We start from the raw sequence: 24,224 nt of genomic DNA, 5'->3' as shown, positions 1-24,224 counted from the left end.
CCGATCTCCCCGCGTCAAGCGGTCCTTTCGGCACGTTCTGCGAGAGCGTCCAACAGGCCCGCGCCGGTCTCGGCGTCATCGACGGTCACCACGAAGGTCCGCCCCCGGTGACGGGTGACTTCGATCGCCTCACCACGGTGCATGACCACGCCGAAGCGTCCGTCCAACGAGAGGCGGATGCCCCATCCCCCGAACTGCGACATCGGACTGACCTCGATCACCGAAACGCTCGCGATATCTGCCAGGGGAACACGGAAACGCGGGATGCCGAGAAGCGAGGCGACGCGGAGCCCGCCGGCGTCGACACGGACGCGGAACACGCACATGGTCACGGTGAGGACCAGGAGCAGGACGGCGAGGAGGACGATCACCCACGCCACCGCACTGTCTGACAGCACGAACACGACCGCGAGACCGGCCATGAGGAGTGTGGCAAGGACGATGAAGACCAGTCCCGGCGTCGACATGGTCGTCGTGCGCAACCACACGGCCTGCTCGCCCTGACCGAGCGTGATGTCGGCCGGCGAATGCCCCGCGGGCGACCCCCCGCTGAGGGTTACCGCCGGTTGCGCGAACCACGCGATGACGCCCACGACGGCACCGGTGAGCGCTCCGACGGCGAAGGGCAACAGGATGGACGGTGCCGCGGTGGGGTCGGTGAGTCCGCGCTGTGTACCGAACGACCACGTGATGCCGACGGTGAGGAACACCACGATCGCCGGTCCGAGCGCACCGACGAACCGCTGCGTCGGACCCCACTCCCCCGCGCGCCAACCGGGCAGCGCGCATGCCGCCAGCAACACCACGATCAGCGCGACCGTGGCGGCCAGGATGACCGGGGTCGACCACGCCGGACCGAACCCGTCAGCGCCGGAGGCATCCCAGTGGATCGCAATCGTCTCCGGCATCTCCGGCAGCCACAGGAGCATGAGCCCGACGCCGACCAGGCCGACCAGGAGCGGCAACACGATGCCGAACGTGACATACGCGCGGTGCGCGCGACGGACGGCGAGGTTGGACGTGGTCATTCGTGCTCCTTCATCAGTGAGGCCAGGGTTTCCGTGGATATTCCGAGCGCGCGAGCGCGTGCCGCGAGGTCGGTGATCTCGTCGTGCAGCTGCGCCAGCGCCGTGGCCCGTTCGGTGACGGTGGCACCACGCCCGCGGCGCATGTCGACCAGACCTTCGTCGCGCAGGTCTTGGTACGCGCGCAACACGGTGTGGAGGTTGACACCGACAGCTGTCGCGACCTCGCGCGCGGGCGGGAGCCGATCTCCCGCACGGATCCGGCCGGCGCCGATGTCGGCGCGGACGGAGGCTGCGATCTGCGCGAAGATCGCAGTGTCACTCGCCGGGTCGATTCGGATCAGCATGGCCCTAGCGCAGAACCACGCGGATCATCGAGGCGCCTCCGATGTCGCCGGGGCAACGACACCCGAGCGGAATTGCCGCGCCGCGACGATGACGACCACCATGACGGCGATGATCGCCCAGGCGACGAGCCCCAAGGGGCCGACCACGGCGAGGTCCGGCGTCTCTCCGACGGCGACGAACACGAGGATCAACCCGCCCACGGCGTTCAGCGAGCCGTGTGCGAGCACCGCGGGCCACAGCGACGCGCTCCGAAGCCGCAGCCACCCGAGCAGCACTCCCCACGCCACGCAGCCCCCGACCATGAAGGCCAGTCCCGTGCCATCGGGACGGGCGAAGTTGTACCCGAGCAGGATGACCGGGGCGTGCCACAGCCCCCACACCGCGCCCGTGATCAGCACCGTCGGCCACGCGCCGAGCGGCAGGAGCGCGCCGTGGAGCCAACCGCGCCACCCCAGCTCCTCCCCGAAGGCGAGGACGCTGTTCACAAGCGCACCGACGGGGATCGCGACGATCTGAACGATGACGAGGACGATGATCGGCGGAAGCGGCGCCCCTGCCGACGCCGAACTGATCTGGGCGGCGAACCCCGAGAACTCCACGAGGTCGAGCTCCACGAGTCCGAAGGCCGCAGACACCGCGATCGTCGCGACGACGACGACGATCGGTGCGATGAGTCCGATGCCGAGGAAAAGGAAGAACCTGCCGAGCGGGCGCAGAGGCGCCATGCCCAACGCACGGGCGCGAGGTGCCCCGGGAGTGCGGAACACCCCCATGACGATCACCGTCGCCAGCGCAGGCGTGACCATCATGAGGGTGATGAAGACGGTCGCCAGCGGCGAGGCGAGCCCCTCGCCCAGCCACAGCGGCAGGACCGCGAGCCAGGCAAGACCACAGGCCAGAACGACGAACGTGACCACGGCCACCCACGGCACGCCGGCGCGCCCGGCGGGTGTCAGCGCGGGCGTCGTCTCACGTCGATCGGTGGTCACGGCATCCTCCTCCAGAAACGCACAGCCATTATTCTATGACAAGTAGAATACTTTGTGCGGGGTTCGTTTGTCGAGCCACCACAAGGGATTCCTTCCCTCACCTGCCCCACCGCCACACTGACCGCATGCGCGTCACACCTCGCCGTCTGGCCCTCGCAATGAGCCTGTGGGCTCCCAATCTCTGGAGCGGCATCCGCGTCCGCCGCTTCGCGGACGACTGGACGAGCGCCACCGTCGAACTGCACGTGAACCTGATCACCCGCAACTACGTCAAGACCGCGTTCGGGGGATCGATGTCGGCGATGACCGACCCGTATTTCTTCATGCTCGTCATGCATCAACTCGGGCGGGACTACGTCGTCTGGGACACCCGCGGCGAGATCGAGTACGTCAAGCCCGGGCGCGGCGTTCTCACCGCCCACTTCGAGGTCTCCCCCGAGACCGTCGCCGATCTGCGCGAACGTGCGCGCGGGGGCGCGAAGGTGCTCGAATGGTTCGAGACCGAGATCACCGACCGCGATGGCGATGTCGTCGCGCGCGTGCGGCGCGAGGTGTACATCCGCGAGAAGCGACGCGTCACCGAATCAGGTCGCGCCGCCTGAAGCGACTCACGTGTCGTGCTCGATGATGCCCGCATCCTGCCGATGGTCGTCGACGTCGTCGGCCGGGTAGCTTGCGACCTCGGGTCGCGCCCGCAAGAACAGCGCGCTGACGGCGAGTCCGCCCCACACAACGAGAATCGACAGCGTCAGGAACACCACGGCGATCGTGGTCATGACCGCACCTCCTTCGAGCCGGCCCCGGACTTCTCGGTCGCCGAGGGCGGGTAGGCCGGCCAAGCGACGAAGTCATCGGGCGAGCGACGCCACGGCAGCACCGTGAAGACCACGGCGCCGACGACGAGCACCGCCACAGCACCCCATCCGAAGACGACGAGGTACCACGGCGGCATCCCCTCATACCCCTCGGTGATCAGCGAGATGATCCGCGAGACGAGCATGTACCCGAGGATCACAGGCCCGATCACACCGACGAGCACGATCCAGATCGACCCCACGCGGAAGGTCGACAGCGCGTTGAGGTGGTATCGCAACTCGCCCCCCTTGCGCGCCACCCAGATGACGAGCACCGAGGTGAGGATCGCCGACGCGACGATGCCGATGTTGTTCGTCCACTGGTCGACGACGTCGAGAGCGAGCAGGCCCGTCGTCGTCGAGAAGATGAGCACCGACAGCACCGCCGAAACCCCGCCGACCGCGAACGCCGCGGCGCGACGGGTGATCGAGAACTTCTCTTGGATCGCTGCCGAGACGACCTGCAGAACCGAGACCAGCGACGTGAAGCCGGCGAGGGCGAGCGTGCCGAAGAACAGACAGCCGAACAACGGCCCGCCCGGCATCTGCGACACGATGGCCGGGAAGGTCATGAACGACAGTCCCACCCCGGTGAGGCTCTCGAGCTCATCGACGGCCACGCCCTGCTGGAAGGCGAAGAAGCCGAGGGTGGCGAACACGCCGATGCCGGCGAGGATCTCGAACGACGAGTTCGAGAAGGCCACGACGAGTCCGGGCGAGGTCAGGTTCGACCGCCGACGGCGATAGGACGCGTACGTGATCATGATGCCGAAGGCGATCGACAGCGAGAAGAAGATCTGACTGTATGCCGCGATCCACACGTTGGGATCGGCCAACGCGCCCCACTCTGGAGTGAACAGTGCGTTCAGCCCGTCCGCGGCGCCGTCGAGGAAGAGAGCCCGGACGACGAGGATGATGAAGGCGACGATCAGGATCGGCAGCACGATGACGTTCGTGCGCTGCACCCCCTTGGCGATACCGGCAGCCAGCACCACGATCGTGAGAACCCAGACGATCACGAGGGGAATGAGCACGCCCGGCACGAAGTCGAAGCTGAACCCGGGGTCACCGACCTGCAGATACTCGCCGACGAAGAAGGCGACCGGATCGTCGCCCCAGCGCAGGTCGAACGAGAACACGAAGAAGCTCAGCGCCCACGCGATGACGACCGTGTAATAGAGGCCGATCACGAACGCGATCGTCGCCTGGAACCAGCCCAGAGACTCCATCCATCTACCGAGGCGGCCGCCGAGGCGACGGAACGCGGTGGGCGCGGCGCCGCGGAAGCGATGGCCGATCGCGTAGTCGAGGAACAGGATCGGGATGCCTGCGGTGAGAAGGGCAACGAGGTACGGGATGAGGAAGGCTCCCCCGCCGTTTTCGTACGCGACGCCGGGGAAGCGCCAGATGTTTCCGAGACCGACGGCTGACCCGATCGCCGAGAGGATGAAGCCGACTTGGCCGGTCCATTCCTCGCGGGGCGCGGGTGCCGCCGCCTGGGGTGCTCGATCCATGCGGGCCACAGTGCCTCCTCGTCAGTACTGCGCGACGATCGTCCGCGGTATCGGAACGTTAGCAGTCCGACGGCCGTTGCGGGTGTCGGCTCGACGAGGCACGGATGCGGTCGGTGACGACCGGCGCGAGGGCTTCGGCAGTGCGCCGGTAGCCGAGCGCGCTCGGATGAAACCGGTCGAGGCTGAACATGTCGTCGGGCTGCGCCGAGAACACGGCACCGACGGCGGCGCGGAGCGACACCGGTACCGCACCCTCGTCGACCGCGACGGCCTCCTGCGCACGGGCGAGTTGGCGGGATTGCTGAGCGGCGAGCGCACGGAGTGGCTGCGGGACGGCGCGCAACGCGCCGAGGTCGGGACAGGTTCCGACGACCACGGCGGCACCCCGAGCGCGCAGCTGCCGAATGGCGTGTCGGAGGTGCTCCGCCGAGGTCGCCGTCGGCACGCGGTGGGTGACGTCGTTTCCGCCCACGATGATCACTGCGACATCGGGGCGATACCCATCGTCCAGCCCGGCGATCTGCGCCTCGAGTGCGGACGACTCCGACCCGACGACCGCCGCCGACCGCAGGCGCACCGGGCGTCCGAGCTCTCGCGCGACATCCTTCGCGAGTCGCGCCCCCAGGGTTTCTTTGGGTCGGTCTGCGCCCAGGCCGGCGGCGATCGAATCGCCGAGCACGAGCAGATCGGCCGGGTCGCCGGCGAGCCGTTTGCGCCACACCCGATCGGCATCGAGGGCCTGTTCACCGAGCGGCTTGCCGATCCGACGGCGTGCGATCGCCGCCTGACGCGCGAGCATCCAGCGTGTCGCGGCGAGCGCCGCGACGACTCCGACCACGGCGCCCACGAGCACCGAACTGATGCGACCCACACCAGCATTCGAACCCGCGCGGGTGAACGTCAGGTGTCGTGAGGTCGCGACACGGGGATCCCCGTATCGCGAACCAGGTAGATCCAGGGGAACGACCGGCAGCCGACGATCCATCCGTCGGACAGTTCGTGCGCCAGCGACGCGCGCCAGAGGATGCGGCGGTTCTCCCACCGGGTGTCGGTTCGCACCATCCGGTGGGAGAGCATGCCGGCTTCGACGGTATGCCAGCCTTCGCGCCCGGCGGCGTCGAGTTCGGTGAGCTCATCGAACGCCGTCACCGGGCCGAGCCACCGCTCGGCGTCGGCGGCGTCCCCCGTCGGGATGCCGAATCGCTGTTGCGCGGCCTGGCGTGACATGCCGAGTTCGTCACCGATACGTGCCCAGCTCGCCCCGGCAGCGCGCGCCGAGGCAATGGATCGCTGCAGGATTCGCTCTGTCTCGCTCGCAGCCTCCGCGCTCGCCGAGACCAGGGCGAGGTGACCCTCCAGACCGGGTGCCGCAGCGTCGTCGAGTCCGGCTTCGTCCCACACAGCGCGTCCGAGAGCGCCGGCGAGGTCGCTCACGCCCCCGCGTCCTGGCTCGGGAGCCACGCCCGCCGCGAGACCGGGTTGCGGACCCCGTGGGCGTACCCCATGAAATAGGCGCCGACGACGACGAGACCGATCCCCCCGCCGAGCGCCAGGCCGCCGAGGAACCCACCCCAGTCGAGTCCGATGCCCACGAAGACGATCACGCCGCCGACGAGAATTGCCGCGAGTGCGGCGATCGCGATGCGTCGCGAGAAGCGGTCGGTGCGCTGCGTGTAGGTGTTCATCTGTCAATCATCAGTTGACAGACCGGGATGTCAACCGATTCTTGACATCCCGTCAGCCGAGCGGCTTGATCTCGAGAGACTCGGGCGCCGCGCCCGAGGAAACGGTGGCGAACGCGGTGTATCCATCGGATGCGGCGCGTTCCAGGAGCGCCTTGAGGTTCTTCGTCCGCTGCTCGAGGCGCACGCGCGAGCCACCCGCGACGAGGGTCGCCTTGTGCGCCAGCAATTCGGCCACGGGAACGTCGCGGTCGTGCACGAGGACGACCGCCGGGGCATCCGTATCCGCGTCGCCGGAGACGAGATCGACGATCCGCTCGAACCCGATGGAGAAACCGACCGCGGGCACGTCCTGCCCGAGGAACCGCCCGATCATGCCGTCGTAGCGGCCGCCGCCGCCGAGCGAGTATTCGACCGAGGGGTGGGCGAGTTCGAAGATCGTGCCGGTGTAGTAGCCCATCCCCCGCACGAGGAACGGATCGAACACGAGCGGGATGTCGGACTCACCCCGCGCCGCCGCGACGGCGGCGCCGATCCCGACGAGATGGTCCACGATCTCGTCCGGTGCGTTGTCCGGCAACGCCCGGCGGATCTGCTCCGCACCGAACGGTAGGTACTCGCGCGTCTGCGGGCGCAGAAGGAAGGCTGCGAAGGCTTCGACCGCGCTCGCCGTCGCGGCACGTTCGCGCAATTCGGCGATCACCCCGTCAGGCCCGAGCTTGTCGAGCTTGTCGATCGTGATCAGGACCCCCGGACGCTCGTCAGGACCGAACCCGAACGAGTCCAGCATCCAATCGAGAACGCGCCGGTCGTTGATGCGGATGCTTCCGCCGTCGAGCCCGAGGGCGTCGAGGGTGTCGAGCGTCGCGACCGCGAGCTCTGCCTCGGCCCGCGGCGAAGAGTCGCCGATGATGTCGATGTCGCACTGGACGAACTGCCGGTAGCGCCCCTTCTGGGGTCGCTCCGCGCGCCACACCGGGGCGATCTGAATCGACCGGAAGACCGTGGGAAGGTGCCCGCGGTTGCTGGCGTAGAAACGCGCGAGGGGAACAGTGAGGTCGTACCGCAGACCGAGATCGGCGAGCGCCGCAGGATCATCGGCACCCGCGCGCACGGCGTCGGCATCGAGCCCGCGGCGAAGGACGTTGTAGGCGAGCTTTTCGTTGTCGCCGCCGATGCCCGCATGCAATCGGGCGTACTCCTCGAGCACCGGAGTCTCGATCTCATCGAACCCATGGGCCCGGTACCGATCCCGGATGATTGTGAGCACCCGCTCGCGACGGGCCTTGTCGGCGGGGAGGAAGTCGCGCATCCCGCGCGGCGGATTCACTGCTGCCACGCGTCTATCCAACCAGCTTCGCGGTCCTTACCGAGAACAGCCACCCGGGCTCGGCGAACCACTGGTCCTCGCGCCGTAGTTGATCATGGTGATGCGGGGAACCGCGAACGCGTGCACAATGACTCGTGCGGGTGGTGATGCTCGCACGAGTTCGACTCACGCGGCGTGAGGCACGATCCGATCCCTGCGCCCCGACCGGCTATGCGAAGGGACCGCTCGATGGATACCGACTCGCGGGGCTCGTCGCGAACGCACCGTCGGGACGAGGGCGATGACTGACGCGTCCGCGACGACCGCCCGCGCCGGCGCCGTTCTCGCGGCGACCTGCCTGTCGACGCTCATCGTCAACGCGAACACGTCGGCGGTGTCGATTCTGTTGCCGGCCATCAGTGACGACACCGGCACGTCCGTCGACCTCCTCCAGTGGGCGGTCACCGGGTATTCACTGGTGGGGGCCGCGGTGATCGTCACCTCGGGAGCACTGGGTGACGTGTTCGGGCGTAAACGCGTGTTTCAGCTCGGGCTCGCACTCTTCGTCGTGTCGTGCGTGCTCATCGCCCTGTCGACCTCCGGTGCCGGCGTGATCGTCGGCCGGTTCATCCAGGGTGCCGCCGGTGCAACGATCCTCGCCTGCGGCCTGAGCCTTCTCACCGTGGCCAACAAGGGAGCGGCTCAGCTGAAGGCGGTGTCCCTCTGGGGCGCGGCAGCCGCCGTGGGCGCGGCCATCGGACCGCTCCTGGGCGGTTTGCTGGTCGGAATCACCGGATGGCAAGGGCTGTTCTGGATCGACGCCGCCGTCGGCGTCGTGTGCATGGTGATCACGTACATCGGCGTCAGCGAATCGCGCGATCCCGCGCGCTCGAAGTCGATCGACTATGCCGGGAGCGCGCTGGTGGCGATGATCCTCGCGCCGCTCATCCTCGCCCTCAGCAACGGCAGCGTGTGGGGGTGGGGCTCGATTGCCACCCTCGGTAGCTTCGCGGTTGCGGTAGCTGCGGGTGTGGCGTTCGTGGTCGTCGAGAAGCGTGTCGCGGTGCCGCTCATCAATATCGACATCCTGCGCAACCGCGTGCTCGTCGGCTCCACGATCGCGATTCTCATCGGCGCCGGCACCATCAACGCGCTCATGTACGTCGTGAGTCTGTACTTTCAGGACCCTGCTTCGCTGGCATTCACCCCACTGCAGGCCGGTCTTGCCACGTTGCCGGCAACCGTCGGCCTCGTGCTCATCGCGCCCCTGGTCCCCAGGTTGGCGGCGAAGCTCGGCGGACGTCAGTTGGTGGGCGTCGGCTTTCTCATCAGCGCCATCGGGTTCGCGGTGATGGGTGTCGCGAAAGCGGACTGGACCTATGCCGCGTTCGTGCTCCCCCTCATTGCCGTCGCCGTCGGCATGGGCCTGTCCAACGGACCCGCCTCCGCCGCCTCGACGGCGTGCGTGCCGGCGAACGAGGTCGGCGCCGCGTCTGGCGTGTCCAACATGGCTCGATACGTGGGCGCAGCGGTGGCGACGGCGATCGCGGCCGGGTTGTACAGCTCGGTGACGGCCTCGAAAGTCGAGGAAGGACTCGCGCGGGCCGACGCCCTCGTCTCCGGGATCGGCACGGTCTCATGGGTGATGGCGATCTTCTCCCTGTGCGGAGTAGCGATGGCCGTCGTCATGGGCAGGCGCGCCCGCGCCGGGATCGGGGGCGGGGAGGACGTCGTGGCGGCGGTGTCAGCGCACTCCCTGACGCTGCCGACTTCGGCGACGCCGCACGATCCCGCCGATCCAATGCGAGATTGACAGCTACTGACCGGTGGGCTGCCTTCTGCGCGTCGAGCGGTGTGGAACGCGCTCGCGGGCGGCCTCGGTATCGCCCTCACCGTTCTCGTCGCAAGCCCCGCACTGAAGGCGGCGTCATCCCGGCGGTCACGGACGTGGAGGGCTACGGCGCTCTTTAGGCCTCGGCGGCAACGACCTCGTCACCGAGCCGGCGGAGCCGCTGACGCAGGGCGCGCTCGGCATCCCACCCCTGTTCGCGGGCGGCCGCGACCAGGGCGAGCAGCGCGTCGCCGAGTTCGGATTCGCTCGTCGGCGGACCCGTTGGATCGTCCGCGCGCACACCGACGTCTCCGGCACGCCCCAGCATCTTCTGCGCGAGCGCGAGCGACGGCATCCGCTCACTCACCCCGTCGAGCACGCTCGAGCGCGCACGTTTCTCGGCGGCCTTGGCGGCGTTCCAGTGCACGAGCACCGCCTCAGGCGTCTCGGCGACCGCATCGGAGAACACGTGCGGGTGCCGTCGCACCATCTTGTCGGTGAGCCCGCGCGCGACGTCGTCGATGTCGAAGGGCGCGTCAGCGTCGCGTGAAGCGATCTCGGCGTGGAAGAGCACCTGCCACAGGAGGTCGCCGAGTTCCTCGCGGAGGTCATCACGAGTGCCTGCTTCGACGGCGTCGACGAGCTCCGCGCTCTCCTCGATCAGGTAGGGAACGAGCGCGTCGTGGTCGATCTGCTGCGTCCACACGCAGTGGTCACGCACCGCGCGCATCGTCCCGGCGGCGGCGCGCAACGCATCGCCGGTGCCCTCGCGGGGATCCGGCGCTGCCGGACTCACGCGATCTGTCCCTCGTGCGAATCCGTCTCGGGCAACGCGTCGTCACGGGTCGCCGGGCGCGTGCGGCGGTAGTGGCGCGCACGCTGGGCCACGAAGATCGCCGCCAACACGATCGAGATCGCCGACCCGCCGAGCACGCCGAGGGTGGCCTCGTCGCGGATGAGCTTGTCGCCGGCGAACGCGAGCTCCGACAGCAGCAGAGAAACCGTGAACCCGATGCCGCCCAGTGCCCCGGCAGCGATGAGGTCCATGAGGCTCAGATGCGGGGTCGCGCCCCGGTTTCCGATGCGCAACGACACCCACCCGGCGACGGAGATGCCGATGATCTTGCCGACGGGGAGAGCGACGAGGATGCCCCAGAACGCCGGCGACAGCTGTGCGGGCGAGACCATCGGGATCGCGACGAGGGCGGCCGAGAAGGCGAACAGCGGCAGGACGATTCCGTTGACCCACGGCTCGAGCGCGTGGCGCGTGCGAAGCGCCGGTTGCTGCGCCATCGCGAGCCCGAGGGCGACACCGGCGATCGTGGCGTGAACGCCCGAGAGGTAAACGAGCACCCACGTGGCGATCCCGACGACGACGAGCAGGATCGAGACGGGAACGCGCCCACGGCCGTCCAGCTGGCGGCTCAGGAATCCGAACACGACGACGGCCACGGCGGCCAGCGCGAGCAGCCCGACGTTGACGTCGTTCGTGAAGAGCACGGCGATGAAGACGATGCCCACGATGTCGTCGAGGATCGCGAGGGCGAGCAGGAAGATCCGGATACCCGAGGGCAACCCCTTGCCGAAGACGGCGAGCACGCCGAGGGCGAAGGCGATGTCGGTCGCGGTCGGGATGGGCCATCCGTTCGCGGCGTCGGACCCGGCCGCGAAGAGCAGGAAGACGCCGATCGGGACGATGACGCCACCGGCGGCGGCGATGGCGGGCTGGAGCGCCTTGCGGGCCGAGTTCAGCTCACCGTTGGTCAATTCGTACTGCAGCTCGACGGCGACGATGAAGAAGAAGATCGCAAGCAGACCGTCTTGCACCCAGTGCCCGACCGACATCTCGAAGACACCCGGGATGCCGATGTAGGAATCCTTGATCCCCTCGACTGCGGGGCCGAGCGGAGAGTTCGCGACGATGAGGGCGAGCACCGCTGCCGACAGCAGGATGATCGCGGGAAAGCGGGCGGAACGGAGGAGGGCCACACGGGTCCTTTCGACGGGGAAACGGAGCGGGTCGTTTTCGAGTCGCCGACCAGACTTCCCGGCACACCAGGGGCCCAGTCTACCGATGTGCCCACCGCCGGGGGCGGGAAGGGCCGGTCGCGGGGGTCTTCCGTTTCACGCGAGACTCGATCCTCACCGCGAGAATCAGCGGCCACGGCTGATTCTCGCGCGCAGAACCGATTCCCGGGCGGGGCCGTGACATCGGCGAAACACGACCTCGCTAGCGTGGAGGGATGCGCGAACCCACCCCCACCGAGGCCATCGACCTCGTCGGACGATACGAAGCCGAGCAGGAGATCCCCGAGCGGATGCGCGCCGACGTGCGCCTGCTGGGCGAACTGCTCGGGCAGGTGCTGCGCGAGAGCGGGTCGCCGGGTCTCTTCGACGACGTCGAACGCCTGCGGATCGCGACGATCCAGGCCTACACCGACGAGTCCGACGAAGCCTTCGCCCGCGCGGCGGCGATCGCGGACGGATTCACCGTCGAGCGGGCAGACGAAGTCGCGCGCGCTTTCACCGCGTACTTCCATCTGGTGAACCTCTGCGAAGAGCACCAACGCGTGCGTGTCCTGCGCGAGCGCGACGGCCGCCCCGACAAAGAGCAGGCGGGGGACTCGGTCGCTGCCGCATTCGTCCGACTCGCCGCCGAGGTCGGCGACGACACCGCCCTGCGGCGGTTGCAGGGGCTGCGCTTCCACCCGGTGTTCACCGCGCATCCGACCGAAGCCCGCCGCCGCGCCGTGTCCACGAGCATCCGGCGCCTGGCGTCGCTTCTCGGCGAGCGCGACATGGCCGAGCGCAACGGTGCCGACGAGCGGCGGGCCGAGCGCCGGATGCTCGAAGAGATCGACACACTGTGGCGCACGGCACCGTTGCGTCCCGAAAAGCCCGCGCCCACCGACGAGGTGCGCGCTGTCATGGCGGTGTTCGACGACACGCTCTACACCAGCGTCCCCCGCGTGTATCGCCGCGTCGACGACGCCCTGCAGGGCCCGGGAGCGGGCAGCCGCGCTCCCGTCGTGCGCCCCTTCGTGCGCATCGGCTCGTGGGTGGGCGGAGACCGCGACGGCAACCCGTTCGTGACGGCTTCGGTGACCCGCAAGGCGGCTGCGATCGCGAGCGAGCACGTGCTGCTGGGCCTCGAGCGCACCGCCGCGCGCATCGGACGGACGTTGACCCTGGATGCCGCGACGACCCCGCCGAGCGCGGCGCTCGACGCGCTGTGGCACCGCCTGAAGGGCGCCGACGAAGAGGCGGCACAAGAGATCGCCAAGCGCTCGCCGGGCGAGCCGCACCGGCGCATCCTCCTGCTCATTGCGCGCAAGATCGCCGCAACCGGTGCGCGCGACGCCGATCTCGCGTATCGCGACCCCGAGCATCTGCTGGCCGATCTACGGATCGTGCAGGAGTCGCTCGTCGCCGCAGGGGCCCCACGTCAGGCGTACGGACACCTTCAGCAACTCATGTGGCAGGTGGAGACCTTCGGCTTCCACCTCGCCGAACTCGAGGTCCGTCAGCACTCCGCGGTGCACGCGAAAGTGCTCGCCGAGCTCGAGGCCGGTGGCGAGCGCAGCGAGCTCACCGAAGAGGTGCTCGATGTCTTCCGCGCAATCGCGTACCTGCAGGAAAGATTCGGTCCGCGTGCGGCCGGTCGCTACATCGTGTCGTTCACGCAGTCGGCGAGCGACCTCACCACGGTGCACGAACTCGCTCGGTGGGCAGTCGGGCCGGGCGGGACTCCCCCGGTGCTCGACGTCATCCCGCTCTTCGAGACGTTCGCCGATCTGCAGGCGGCTCCGGGGATCCTCGCCGAAGTCGTCGAGCACCCGGCGTTCGCCGCACGGTTGGAGGCGACCGACCGCCGAATGGAGGTCATGCTCGGGTACTCGGACTCGTCGAAGGACGTCGGGCCGGTCGCAGCGAACCTCGCGCTCTATGAGGCGCAGGCGCTGATCGCTGCGTGGGCACGCGAGAACGGCATCGAGCTGACCCTGTTCCACGGGCGCGGCGGTGCGCTCGGCCGCGGTGGCGGGCCCGCCAACTCGGCGATCCTCGCGCAGCCCCCTCACTCGGTGGACGGCCGATTCAAGCTCACCGAACAGGGTGAGGTGATCTTCGCCCGTTACGGCGATCCGGCGATCGCCATGCGCCACATCGATCAGGTCGCCGCTGCGGTGCTCCTTGCATCCGCCCCCTCGATCGAAGACCGCAACCGTGCCGCCGCCGAGCGCTACGCAGATGTGGCCGCCACCATGGACGCCGCCTCGCGCGAACGGTTCTTCTCGCTCGTGAAGGCCGACGGTTTCGCACCGTGGTTCGCGCAGGTGACTCCGATGGAGGAGCTCGGCTCCCTCGCCCTCGGGTCGCGCCCGGCGCGCCGCGGCCTGTCTGTGGAGTCCCTCGACGACCTTCGGGCGATCCCGTGGGTGTTCGCGTGGAGCCAGGCTCGCATCAACCTCGCCGGGTGGTTCGGACTCGGCTCGGCACTCGAAGCCGTCGGCGACGTCGACCTACTGACCGAGGCCTACGAGCAATGGCCACTGTTTCGCACGATGATCGACAACGTGGCGATGAGCCTCGCCAAGGCCGACGACCGCATCTCACGCGAATACCTGGCACTCGGTGACCGCGACGACCTCGCCGCGCTCGTGAGCGAAGAGATGGCGCTGACCCGGTCGTGGGTGGAGCGGGTTTCAGGCGGCGTCGGGCTCCTCGGCAACCGCCCGGTGCTGCAACGAGCGGTGAAGATGCGTAGCCCCTACGTCGACGCTCTATCGCTCCTGCAGCTGCGCGCTTTGCGTGCCTTGCGTTCCGGGTCACAGGACGACGCGCAGCGCCGCCTCCTGCTCCTGTCGGTGTCCGGCGTATCCGCCGGCCTGCAGAACACGGGGTAAGCCGCTACTAGGGTGGCAGGGGGCGATCCCCCTCCGACCCCTGCTCCCGGCCCGAAAGCTCCACCGTGACCGAGACCCTCTCTGCCCTGCCCGAGCCCGTCCGCGACGTGTACGCCACCGTCCGGCGACGCAACCCCCATGAGCCGGAGTTCCTCCAGGCCGTCCATGAAGTCCTCGAGTCGATCGTGCCGGTCCTCGAGCAGCATCCTCGGTTCGTCGACGGCGGGATTCTCGAGAGGCTCGTCGAGCCCGAACGCCAGATCATGTTCCGGGTGCCGTGGGTCGACGACGATGGACGTCTGCAGGTCAACCGCGGGTTCCGCGTGCAGTTCTCGTCGGTCCTGGGGCCGTACAAGGGCGGGCTGCGCTTTCACCCCTCTGTGGATCTGTCGATCGTGAAGTTCCTGGGATTCGAGCAGATCTTCAAGAACGCCCTCACCGGCCAAGGCATCGGTGGCGCCAAGGGCGGTAGCGACTTCGATCCCCACGGCCGCTCCGATGCCGAAGTCATGCGGTTCTGCCAGTCGTTCATGAATGAGCTGTACCGCCATCTCGGCGAGCACACCGACGTCCCCGCCGGCGACATCGGTGTCGGTTCCCGCGAGATCGGCTACCTGTTCGGCCAATACCGCAAGATCACGAACCGACACGAGTCGGGCATGTTCACCGGCAAGGGCGTGCAGTGGGGTGGAGCCGAGGTTCGCACCGAGGCGACGGGATACGGCGCCGTGTTCTTCGCCGAAGAGATGCTCGCCGTGCGCGGATCATCTCTGGCAGGCCTGCGTGTCGGCGTCTCGGGGTCGGGCAACGTCGCGACCTACGCGATCACGAAAGCCTGGCAGCTGGGCGCGACCCCGGTGACGGCGTCGGACTCGTCGGGTTACGTCGTCGACGACGATGGCATCGACGTCGAGCTGCTGCGCCAGGTCAAGGAGGTCGAGCGTCGACGGATTTCGGAGTACGCCGAACGTCGACCCTCGGCACGTTTCGTCGCCGATGCCCGCCCGTGGGAGGTCGCGATCGACATCGCGGTGCCCTCCGCCACTCAGAACGAACTCGATCTCGACGATGCGCGCGCCCTCATCGCGGGCGGTGTGCGGGCGGTGTCCGAGGGCGCGAACATGCCGTGCACCCCGGGTGCGGTCAGCGCGTTCCAGCAGGCGGACGTGCTGTTCGGTCCCGGAAAAGCCGCCAACGCGGGCGGTGTGGCGACCTCCGCACTCGAGATGAGCCAGAACGCCGCCCGTCAACGCTGGACGTTCGACGACTCCGAAGCGAAGCTGCGCCAGATCATGAGGGACGTCCACGACGCCGCGTACGCGGCGGCCGAGCGCTACGGCCACCCCGGTGACTACGTGGTCGGGGCGAACTCGGCGGGGTTCGAGCGCGTCGCGCACGCGATGCTCGCCCAGGGGGTCATCTGACGCGCGCGCCGCGTCACCGACTCAGTCGTCGATCCGCCGGTCGTCCGCGTGCCGCGCGAGACTACGCCCATATCGCTCGGTGAGTTGCGCCATGAGGTCGGGGGTGTCTCGATCGAGCCCGAAGACGTAGCCGGGAAAGTCGAGTTCGCGCTGGGCTCTCTCGATCTCTTCGTGCCGCTCCGGTGACAGAATCTGCACCGGCTCGCCGACGGCGACCCATCCGATCGGCACGATCGAGTCCGCCGGCAGCGTCGTGCGCAGGTGCACGACGGCGTTGATGCGCACTTCACTGCGTGCCCCGATGCGAGCGCCGTTGAAGACCCGCGTGCCGGTGGCGAGGAACACCTCCTCGTCGATGGCGGCACCCGAGATGCTCGCCATCGGGCCGACGAGCACGTGGTCGCCGAGGTGCACGGAATTGGTCGCGGTCGCACGCACGAGCGCGTTCTCCATGACGATGGCGTGGGCGCTGAGTGTGACGGCCCCACCCTCAGCGGTGATCACGGCGCCGTGCAGCACGTGGCAATCGGGACCGATCTCGACGTCTCCGCTGATCACGGCGGTCGGCGCCACGACTGCATCGGGATGGATGCGGGGGCTCACCCCGAGGTGTTCGAACAGCACTGTTGCTCCTCGCTCCCCGTCAGCCTATGCCCAGCCCTGCGAGCTCACACCGTGGGCGCGGCCTGTTTGATCGGCCACAGCTGGTCGATGAGCTGCGCGACCCACGCGATGAGCTCACCCTCGCCCACCGGCTCGCCGCCCGCCGACGGCAGCGGCACGAGCAGGGCGTCGCCCCCCTGCACGAGCTTCGCCTTCGGGTAAAGCCGCTGCAGGCGCACCTTCATCGAATCCGGCAGGTTAGCCGGGGCGATCCGCAGATTGCTGCCCATCGCCACGACGTCGGCGAGTCCGGCCGCAGCGGCCCGACGACGCAGCCTGGCCACAGCCACGAGACCACCGACCTCGCCCGGTGGCTCGCCGTACCGGTCGGTGAGTTCGTCGATGACGAGGTCGATCGCGTCCTCGGCCGCCGTCACCGAGGCGGCCGCCGACAGCTTCTGGTACGCCTCGAGCCGCAGACGCTCGCTGTCGATGTACCCCTCCGGAATGCGCGCTTCGACAGGCAGTTCCAGTCGCAGTTCGGTGGGCCCCTCGACCTCGTCACCGCGGAAGGCCGAGACGGCTTCTCCGATCATGCGCAGGTACAGGTCGAAGCCGACCCCGGCGATGTGTCCGGCCTGCTCGGCGCCCAGGAGGTTTCCCGCGCCGCGGATCTCCAGGTCTTTCAGCGCCACTTGCATGCCCGATCCGAGGTCGTTGTTGACGGCGATCGTCTCGAGCCTGTCCGCGGCGGTTTCTGACAGCGGCTTCATCTCGTCGTAGAGGAAGTACGCATAGGCCCGCTCTCTGCCGCGCCCCACGCGCCCACGCAACTGGTGCAGCTGCGACAGCCCGTACTTGTCGGCGCGGTCGATGATGATCGTGTTCGCGTTCGCGATGTCGAGTCCGGTCTCGATGATCGTCGTCGAGACGAGCACGTCCGATTTTCGTTCCCAGAAGTCGTCGACGACCTGTTCGAGCTGGTGCTCGCCCATCTTTCCGTGGGCGACGGCGATCCGCGCCTCGGGGACGAGTTCGGCAAGATCGGCCGCGACCCGGTTGATCGATTGCACCCGGTTGTGGACGTAGAACACCTGACCCTCGCGCAGCAGCTCGCGGCGGATGGCAGCGGCGATCTGCTTGTCGTTGCGGGGGCCGACGAACGAGAGGATCGGATGCCGGTCCTCGGGCGGCGTCTGCAACGTCGACATCTCGCGAATGCCGGTGACCGCCATCTCGAGCGTGCGCGGGATGGGTGTTGCGCTCATTGCCAGGATGTCGACGTTGGTCTTGAGCTTCTTCAGCGCGTCCTTGTGCTCGACGCCGAACCGCTGCTCTTCATCGATGATCATGAGCCCGAGATCCTTGAAGATCACTTTTTCGGTGAGGATGCGGTGGGTGCCGATCACCATGTCGATCGTGCCGTCCGTCAGGCCCGCGATCGTGTCGCGCGCCTGCTTGTCGGTTTGGAAACGGGACAGCGCCTTGATCTTCACGGGAAAGCCCGCGAAGCGCTCCTGGAACGTCTCGAAGTGCTGCTTGACCAGAAGGGTGGTCGGGACGAGCATCGCCACCTGCTTGCCATCCTGGATCGCCTTGAAGGCCGCACGCACCGCCACTTCGGTCTTGCCGAACCCGACGTCGCCCGAGAGCAGCCGGTCCATCGGGATCGACTTCTCCATGTCTGCCTTGATCTCATCGATCGTCTGCAGCTGGTCGAGTGTTTCGGCGAACGGGAAGGCCTCTTCGAGTTCGCGCTGCCACGGTGTGTCGGGGCCGAACGCATATCCCTTCGCGGCCATGCGTGCCGAGTACAGCTTGACCAGTTCGACGGCGATGTCACGCACCGCCTTGCGCGCTTTGCCTTTGGCCTGGGCCCAGTCGCTTCCGCCCATCTTCGACAGGTTCGGGGCCTCGCCGCCGACGTAGCGCGAGAGCAGATCGAGCTGATCGGTCGGCACGAACAGCTTGTCACCCGGGTAGCCCCGCTTGGCGGGCGCATACTCGAGGACGAGGTACTCCCTGGTGCTTTTGACCGCGTTGCGGCCACCGCTGGAGACTTCCCGCTGCATCAGTTCGACGAACTTCCCGATGCCATGCGTGGCGTGGACGACGTAATCCCCCGCCTTCAGCTGAAGAGGGTCGACGACGTTCTTGCGGCGCGACGCGAGTTTCTTCACGACCCGCTGGTCGCCGCCGATGGTGCGCCCGTAGAACTCGGACTCCGTGATGACCGCGAGGCGGGCATCCGGAGCCTGGAATCCCCGCTCGAGGGGCGCGACGACGACGTGCGCGACGGCAGGCTCGGGCGCCTGGGAAAGGTCGTCGCTCTTTCGCGCGGCGATGCCGCGTTCAGCGAGCACATCGCGCGCCCGCTCGACCAGGCCGACACCGGAGGCGGCGACCACGACGCGCCAGCCGTCGGCGAGCAACTGGCCGACGTGTGCGGTGGCTCCGTCGACGTTGCCCTGGAACGATGGGACGACGGTGGCCGGGACTCGGATCGAGGACGCCGCCTCCAGCGCGGCGTCGATGTCGAACTGCGCACCGCCCTCCTGCGCCTCGCGGAGCGCCTCGGCGGTGTCGGCGGCGCCCGAATCGAACGAGCTGAGCGTCCACCAGACGTCTTCGCGTTCGTGCGCGGCGTCGCGCAGCGCGGGAAGAGTGACGAAGTCTCCCGCTCCGAGGTCGATGGGCGTCTCAGCGCCGGCGGTCGCCGCGCTCCACGCCGCGTCGAGGAACTCGCGGTTGGTCTCTCCGAGTGTCAGAGCGCGGGCGATCGCACGCTCGGGATCGACGAGCGCGACCGCTGCGCCACGGGGCAGGTAGTCGACCAGGGTGACCAAGCGGTCCGAGACGGCGGGGAGGAGAGACTCCATGCCCTCGACCGGGATGCCCTCCGCCATCCTCTCCAGCATCCCCCGCAGGCCGGGGAACGACGTCATCAGCTCACGCGATCGCTCACGCACCGTTTCGGTCAGCAGGAGCTCGCGGCTGGCGACCAGCTCCACCTGCGGCACATCCCCCGGGAGCGAGCGCTGGTCGGCGACCGAGAACTCGCGGATCTGATCCACTTCGTCGCCGAAGAACTCCACACGCAGAGGGTGGGCCGCCGTCGGCGGAAAGACGTCGAGGATGCCGCCGCGCATCGCGAACTCGCCACGGCGCGACACCATGTCCACCCGGTGATACGCGAGCTCCACGAGCCGCTGCGCGACAGCAGAGAGGTCGTGGCCACGTCCGCCGACCGAGAGCCGGACCGGCGGGATGTCGGTGAGTCCCGCCGCCAGCGGTTGGATCGCCCCCCGCACAGAAGCGGTGATGACCAGCGGGGTCATCGCATCCGCAGACGTCTGCGCGCATCGTTCGCCCCAGCTCGCGATGCGTCCGAGCACGTCGATGCGGTTTCCGACGATCTCGGCCGACGGGCTCAGCCTCTCATGCGGCAGGGTCTCCCACGCAGGGAAGTGCATCACGTCGGCGCCGGGTAGCAGCGCCCCGAGCGCAGGGCCGAGGGCATCAGCGCGACGCCCCGTCGGCGTGACGACGAGCATCACCGGAGGTGCACCGGAAGCCCGTCGGCGCTCGAGCAGGGCCGCGAGCATCGGAGCATCGAGCCCCTCGACCATCGAGAAGTCTGCGTCAACGGATGCCGCGGTGAGGGCATCCGCGAAGGGTTGCGCCTGTTCGAGGGCGCGCACGATCCCGGGAACTGTCACCGCTGAAGTCTACGTCGCCCCTCCGACACGCGTCGTCGGGGAACGCCTGCGCCGTAGGATGAGCGCGTGACAGATCCCGCCGTGCCGCCGCCCTCTGTTCCGCCGCAGGGTGGCGGGCCCGCGCCATCGTCACCCCCACCGATCGCCCCCGGCTATGCCGCGCCGGTGCCGCCACGATACGCCGCACCCTACGCCGGCGCCCACCCGCAGCATCCGCCCTATGCCGCGCCGTACGCGCCGGCCACCGCGGCCCCGCGTGCGCTGGGCGCCGTGCCGCCGCGCTCGACGCGGACGCTGGGGCTCATCGCCCTCGTGGCGTCGATCGTCGCCACGTTCACCGCCCCCGTCGTCGCCTCCCTCGCCGCGTTCACCGTCGGTCACACGGCCGCACTCGGCCTTTCGTCCGCCTCGGTCGACCCCTCCCTCGATTGGAGCATCCTCGCGCCGGTGCGCGAGTATGTCCTCCTCGGCGAAGTCGCGTTCTGGCTTGGCACTGCGATCGGTGTCTGGGCATTGACGCAGGGCATCGTCGCGACCGTGAAGAACGCCGGGCGCACCCTGGGCATCGTTGCCATCGTGTTCGCCGCGCTCGGCCCGCTCTTCTTCGCGTTCGCGGTGCAGATCTCGCTCACCGCCGGAATCGCATCGGGAACGACGTCACTGGGCTGACCGGCGGATGTGGGCTGACGGGCGGATGTGGGCTGACCGCGAACCTCGCTGCGGCAAGCCTCGCCGACGTCGTCACACGCGCGGCGCGTGATGCCGCTGCTGCGCGGCGAGCAACCCCTCATCGACGACCTGCTCGGCCGCATCGGCCGCGTCGGCGATCAGCACCGGTAGGTTCTCGCGCTCGGCACCACCGAAGGCGTCGAGCACCCAATCGGCGGCGTCCTGCCGGCCCGGGGGCCGTCCGATCCCCACCCGGACCCGAACGAATTCGGGAGTGGAGAGCGCCTTCGCCACGTCCCGCACGCCGTTGTGACCGCCGTGGCCACCGCCTGCCTTGAGCTTGAGGGTATCGAACGGGATGTCGAGCTCGTCGTGGATGACGATGACCCGCTCCGGCGCGATCCCGTAGAAGGCGGCAACGCCGGCGACCGGCCCGCCCGAGACGTTCATGAAGGAATTGGGTTTGGCCAAGACGAGCTTCGGGCCTCCGGGGCGCAGCCACGTCTCGGCGACGCGGGCGTTCGCCTTGTGCGTCTTGAAGGTCGCGTTGCGGCGAGCGGCGAGCTCGTCGACGACCATCTGCCCGACGTTGTGGCGGGTCCGCTCGTACCGCGGTCCCGGGTTGCCGAGACCCACCACCAACCATGCCTCTGCCATGCGCTCCATCCTGCCCGACGACGAAGGGGTGCACCCGCCGCGCAGCGGATGCACCCCTCACCACGCGTCACCCGTGGGTGACCGCGGAAATCACTCGGCGTCTTCGGACGCCTCCGACTGCTCCGCCGCCACTTCGGCGTCGGCCTCGGCGATCTCGTCCTCGGCGGCGAGCGTCGCCGCCGGAACCGAAACGGCGACGATCAGCGTGTCGGGCTCGGCGATGAGCGCCGCGCCCTTCGGGAGCGTGAGGTCTGCAGCGGTGATGTGCGCGCCCTCCTCCAAGCCCTCGACGTCGACCTCGATGTGCTCGGGAATGTGCGTCGCCTCGACCTCGAGCGCGATCGACACCGCGTCGAGGTTCGCGATCGTGCCGGGGAACGTCTCACCGACGACCGTGATCGGCACGTCGACGTGGATCTTCTCGCCCTTGCGCACGACGAGCAGGTCGATGTGCTCGATGATCTGCTGCACGGGATCGCGCTGCACGTCCTTCACGAGGGTCAGGTGGTCCTTGCCGTCGATGACGACCTCGAGCAGCGCGTTGGCGCGGCGTACGAGCAGCGACACCTGGTGGCCCGGCAGGGCGACGTGGATCGGGTCGGTGCCGTGACCGTAGATGACGGCGGGGATCTGACCGGCGGCGCGCAGACGGCGGGCGAAGCCCTTGCCGAAGTTCTCGCGCAGCTCGGCCTGGACCTTGTGATCGGGCTCGGTGGACATGACTCTCCTCGATAGATTGTGGGGCGCTTCGACTCGAACGCGAGCGCGTGAGGAGGCCCCCACACCCTCGTCGATAACGGATGCCGCGGGTGCGCCTGACTGCGCGTGCGATGTCCCTCGCCGAAGTACGGCCAGAAGTCTATCAGCGTCACCGCTACCATGAGGACGCACACCTTCATCGACCACGGAGGACCCATGACGATCGACAGCCAGCTCGCCTCCGACCTCCTGCTCGGACTCATCGCACTGATGGGCGTGGTCGGACTCGTCGCCACCGTGGGAGCGATGTTCTCGATGGGCCGCCAGGCCTACCGCAAGGATTGACAGGCACCGACGCTCTAGGCTGGGTCCGTCCCGTCACCGACCACAGGAGCATGCCCGTGTCGCACAGCGATCGCTCGAACACGACCGACGTCTCGACGGATCGAGAGGACGAGCCGGGGTCGGCGCCCGCCCACGAGGGCGCGCCACAACCGCAGCACGTCGACCGCACCGCACCACAACCGCAGGGAACCGACCGCGGTGAAGCCCACGCCAACATCGGCGTCGTCGGTCTGGCGGTCATGGGCTCGAACCTCGCCCGCAACCTCGCATCGCGTGAGGGCAACACCGTCGCCGTCTACAACCGCACGACGGCGAAGACCGATGAGCTCGTCGCTGAGCACCCCGAAGCCGGGTTCGTCGCGACCGACTCCTACGTGACCTTCGCCCAGGCGCTCACCCGACCCCGCACGGCGATCATCATGGTCAAGGCCGGGCGCGCCACCGACGCGGTGATCGACGAACTGGTCCACGTGTTCGAGCCGGGCGACATCATCGTCGACGGCGGCAACAGCCTCTTCACCGACACGATCCGCCGCGAGAAGGCCGTGCGCGAGACCGGCATCAACTTCGTCGGCATGGGTGTCTCCGGTGGAGAAGAAGGCGCCCTGCTCGGGCCGTCCCTCATGCCGGGCGGATCCGATGAGTCGTGGGTGACGTTGGGCCCCATCCTGCGTTCTATCGCCGCCGTCGCCGAAGGCGAACCGTGTGTGACGCATATCGGCCATGACGGCGCCGGTCACTTCGTGAAGATGGTGCACAACGGCATCGAGTACGCCGACATGCAGCTGATCGCCGAGGCCTACGATCTGATCCGTCGCGGAACCGGGAAGACCCCGGCCGAGATCGCGGACGTCTTCGCCGAGTGGAACCGCGGCGAGCTCGAGTCGTATCTGATCGAGATCACCGCCGAGGTGCTGCGACAGGTCGATGCCGAGACGGGTCGGCCTCTGGTCGACGTGATCCTCGACCAGGCCGGTGCCAAGGGTACCGGCGCGTGGACGGTGCAGACCGCGCTGTCGCTCGGAGTACCCGTCTCGGGGATCGCCGAGGCGACGTTCGCGCGATCGCTGTCGAGCCACCCGGAGCAGCGTTCCGTATCGCGCGAACTCCCCGGCCCGGACGCGGCGACGGCGTTCGCCGACGACCCCGATGCCTTCATCGAAGAGGTTCGACTCGCCCTGTACGCCTCGAAGATCGTCGCCTACAGCCAGGGATTCGACGAGATCCGCGCGGGCGCCGCAGAGTACGACTGGTCGATCGACCTCGGCGAAGTCGCGAAGATCTGGCGCGGCGGGTGCATCATCCGTGCGCAGTTCCTCAACCGCATCACCGATGCCTACCGCGCCGAGCCCGATCTTCCGGTCCTGCTGACCGCGCCGTACTTCGTCGACGCACTCACCCGCGCACAAGAAGCCTGGCGGCGGGTCGTGACGATCTCGGCACAGACCGGCATCCCCGCCCCGGCCTTCTCGTCGTCGCTGGCCTACTACGACGGTTTGCGCGCCGAGCGGCTTCCGGCGGCGCTCATCCAGGGTCAGCGCGACTTCTTCGGTGCGCACACGTACAAGCGCATCGACAAGGACGGCACCTTCCACACGTTGTGGTCAGGCGATCGCACCGAGATCGAGGCCGAAGACACGCACTGACACCCG

The 24,224-nt window shown here is 68.6% G+C and carries 22 protein-coding genes; 7 read left to right on the top strand and 15 right to left on the bottom strand.

Features of this window, described 5'->3' with window-relative positions:
• Positions 1-14: 14 nt before the first annotated feature.
• The 3 genes from ACFQZV_RS07025 to ACFQZV_RS07015 are packed head-to-tail and all read right to left on the bottom strand — an operon-like array spanning position 15 to position 2,362.
• On the bottom strand, positions 15-1,028 hold the full coding sequence (locus ACFQZV_RS07025; protein WP_378750317.1) for a DUF1648 domain-containing protein: 1,014 nt from the start codon (positions 1,026-1,028) through the stop codon (positions 15-17).
• Positions 1,025-1,372 (bottom strand): GntR family transcriptional regulator, encoded by a 348-nt coding sequence (locus ACFQZV_RS07020; RefSeq protein ID WP_378750319.1) that lies wholly within the window; start codon positions 1,370-1,372, stop codon positions 1,025-1,027. The genes ACFQZV_RS07025 and ACFQZV_RS07020 overlap by 4 nt, the downstream gene beginning before the upstream one ends.
• Positions 1,373-1,396: 24 nt before the next feature.
• A complete protein-coding gene (locus tag ACFQZV_RS07015) occupies positions 1,397-2,362 on the bottom strand; it encodes a CPBP family intramembrane glutamic endopeptidase (RefSeq protein WP_378750321.1) in 966 nt (321 codons plus the stop codon).
• A 125-nt stretch (positions 2,363-2,487) separates the two neighbouring features.
• On the opposite strand from ACFQZV_RS07015, the gene ACFQZV_RS07010 reads away from it, so the two are divergent.
• The gene (locus ACFQZV_RS07010; protein ID WP_378750323.1) at positions 2,488-2,964 is read left to right on the top strand and encodes a DUF4442 domain-containing protein; all 477 of its coding nucleotides are present in this window, start codon (positions 2,488-2,490) and stop codon (positions 2,962-2,964) included.
• A 6-nt stretch (positions 2,965-2,970) separates the two neighbouring features.
• Here ACFQZV_RS07010 and ACFQZV_RS07005 read toward each other — a convergent pair whose 3' ends face one another.
• Genes ACFQZV_RS07005 through hisS form a run of 6 tightly spaced genes read right to left on the bottom strand, consistent with a single transcriptional unit; the run spans position 2,971 to position 7,724 of the window.
• Positions 2,971-3,138 (bottom strand): methionine/alanine import family NSS transporter small subunit, encoded by a 168-nt coding sequence (locus ACFQZV_RS07005; protein WP_378750325.1) that lies wholly within the window; start codon positions 3,136-3,138, stop codon positions 2,971-2,973.
• A complete protein-coding gene (locus ACFQZV_RS07000; protein ID WP_378750327.1) occupies positions 3,135-4,730 on the bottom strand; it encodes a sodium-dependent transporter in 1,596 nt (531 codons plus the stop codon). The genes ACFQZV_RS07005 and ACFQZV_RS07000 overlap by 4 nt, the downstream gene beginning before the upstream one ends.
• A gap of 58 nt (positions 4,731-4,788) precedes the next feature.
• Positions 4,789-5,601, bottom strand: coding sequence for an SGNH/GDSL hydrolase family protein (locus ACFQZV_RS06995; protein WP_378750329.1), 813 nt, complete (start codon positions 5,599-5,601; stop codon positions 4,789-4,791).
• Between the two features lie 29 nt (positions 5,602-5,630).
• Complete coding sequence (locus ACFQZV_RS06990) at positions 5,631-6,164, bottom strand: hypothetical protein (RefSeq protein ID WP_378750331.1); 534 nt, start codon at positions 6,162-6,164, stop codon at positions 5,631-5,633.
• Positions 6,161-6,415 carry a hypothetical protein gene (locus ACFQZV_RS06985; protein WP_378750333.1) on the bottom strand — a complete coding sequence of 85 codons (255 nt, stop codon included), beginning with the start codon at positions 6,413-6,415 and terminating at the stop codon, positions 6,161-6,163. Before ACFQZV_RS06985 ends, ACFQZV_RS06990 begins: the two co-directional genes overlap by 4 nt.
• A gap of 52 nt (positions 6,416-6,467) precedes the next feature.
• Positions 6,468-7,724 (bottom strand): histidine--tRNA ligase, encoded by a 1,257-nt coding sequence (gene hisS, locus ACFQZV_RS06980; protein ID WP_378750428.1) that lies wholly within the window; start codon positions 7,722-7,724, stop codon positions 6,468-6,470.
• Positions 7,725-8,022: 298 nt separating this feature from the next.
• Here hisS and ACFQZV_RS06975 point away from each other — a divergent pair, with 298 nt between their 5' ends.
• Positions 8,023-9,534 (top strand): MFS transporter, encoded by a 1,512-nt coding sequence (locus tag ACFQZV_RS06975; protein ID WP_378750335.1) that lies wholly within the window; start codon positions 8,023-8,025, stop codon positions 9,532-9,534.
• Between the two features lie 154 nt (positions 9,535-9,688).
• On the opposite strand, the gene ACFQZV_RS06970 is transcribed toward ACFQZV_RS06975, so the two are convergent.
• The gene (locus ACFQZV_RS06970) at positions 9,689-10,282 is read right to left on the bottom strand and encodes a MazG nucleotide pyrophosphohydrolase domain-containing protein (RefSeq protein WP_378750430.1); all 594 of its coding nucleotides are present in this window, start codon (positions 10,280-10,282) and stop codon (positions 9,689-9,691) included.
• 62 nt (positions 10,283-10,344) lie between these two features.
• On the bottom strand, positions 10,345-11,541 hold the full coding sequence (locus ACFQZV_RS06965; RefSeq protein ID WP_378750337.1) for a Na+/H+ antiporter NhaA: 1,197 nt from the start codon (positions 11,539-11,541) through the stop codon (positions 10,345-10,347).
• 254 nt (positions 11,542-11,795) lie between these two features.
• On the opposite strand from ACFQZV_RS06965, the gene ACFQZV_RS06960 reads away from it, so the two are divergent.
• Both ACFQZV_RS06960 and gdhA read left to right on the top strand, forming a co-directional pair.
• Positions 11,796-14,456 (top strand): phosphoenolpyruvate carboxylase, encoded by a 2,661-nt coding sequence (locus ACFQZV_RS06960; RefSeq protein WP_378750339.1) that lies wholly within the window; start codon positions 11,796-11,798, stop codon positions 14,454-14,456.
• Between the two features lie 65 nt (positions 14,457-14,521).
• Complete coding sequence (gdhA, locus tag ACFQZV_RS06955; RefSeq protein WP_378750341.1) at positions 14,522-15,880, top strand: NADP-specific glutamate dehydrogenase; 1,359 nt, start codon at positions 14,522-14,524, stop codon at positions 15,878-15,880.
• Positions 15,881-15,901: 21 nt separating this feature from the next.
• Here the strand turns inward: gdhA and ACFQZV_RS06950 are convergent, their stop codons facing one another.
• The gene (locus ACFQZV_RS06950; protein WP_378750343.1) at positions 15,902-16,504 is read right to left on the bottom strand and encodes a gamma carbonic anhydrase family protein; all 603 of its coding nucleotides are present in this window, start codon (positions 16,502-16,504) and stop codon (positions 15,902-15,904) included.
• 44 nt (positions 16,505-16,548) lie between these two features.
• The gene (gene mfd, locus ACFQZV_RS06945) at positions 16,549-20,202 is read right to left on the bottom strand and encodes a transcription-repair coupling factor (RefSeq protein ID WP_378750345.1); all 3,654 of its coding nucleotides are present in this window, start codon (positions 20,200-20,202) and stop codon (positions 16,549-16,551) included.
• A gap of 66 nt (positions 20,203-20,268) precedes the next feature.
• On the opposite strand from mfd, the gene ACFQZV_RS06940 reads away from it, so the two are divergent.
• The gene (locus ACFQZV_RS06940) at positions 20,269-20,871 is read left to right on the top strand and encodes a hypothetical protein (RefSeq protein WP_378750347.1); all 603 of its coding nucleotides are present in this window, start codon (positions 20,269-20,271) and stop codon (positions 20,869-20,871) included.
• A gap of 72 nt (positions 20,872-20,943) precedes the next feature.
• Here ACFQZV_RS06940 and pth read toward each other — a convergent pair whose 3' ends face one another.
• A complete protein-coding gene (pth, locus tag ACFQZV_RS06935; RefSeq protein ID WP_378750349.1) occupies positions 20,944-21,528 on the bottom strand; it encodes an aminoacyl-tRNA hydrolase in 585 nt (194 codons plus the stop codon).
• 90 nt (positions 21,529-21,618) lie between these two features.
• The gene (locus ACFQZV_RS06930) at positions 21,619-22,248 is read right to left on the bottom strand and encodes a 50S ribosomal protein L25/general stress protein Ctc (protein WP_378750351.1); all 630 of its coding nucleotides are present in this window, start codon (positions 22,246-22,248) and stop codon (positions 21,619-21,621) included.
• Between the two features lie 195 nt (positions 22,249-22,443).
• Here ACFQZV_RS06930 and ACFQZV_RS06925 point away from each other — a divergent pair, with 195 nt between their 5' ends.
• Both ACFQZV_RS06925 and gndA read left to right on the top strand, forming a co-directional pair.
• Entirely contained in the window at positions 22,444-22,572 is a 129-nt protein-coding gene (locus tag ACFQZV_RS06925) for a hypothetical protein (RefSeq protein WP_378750353.1), read from the top strand.
• Positions 22,573-22,787: 215 nt separating this feature from the next.
• A complete protein-coding gene (gene gndA, locus ACFQZV_RS06920; protein WP_378750432.1) occupies positions 22,788-24,218 on the top strand; it encodes an NADP-dependent phosphogluconate dehydrogenase in 1,431 nt (476 codons plus the stop codon).
• Positions 24,219-24,224: the final 6 nt, after the last annotated feature.

The sequence above is a fragment of the Microbacterium koreense genome, assembly GCF_042677105.1.
Classification (GTDB): domain Bacteria; phylum Actinomycetota; class Actinomycetes; order Actinomycetales; family Microbacteriaceae; genus Microbacterium; species Microbacterium koreense.
The sequence above is the reverse complement of the archived record's forward strand: the minus strand, read 5'-3'. Positions and strand labels throughout refer to the sequence as shown.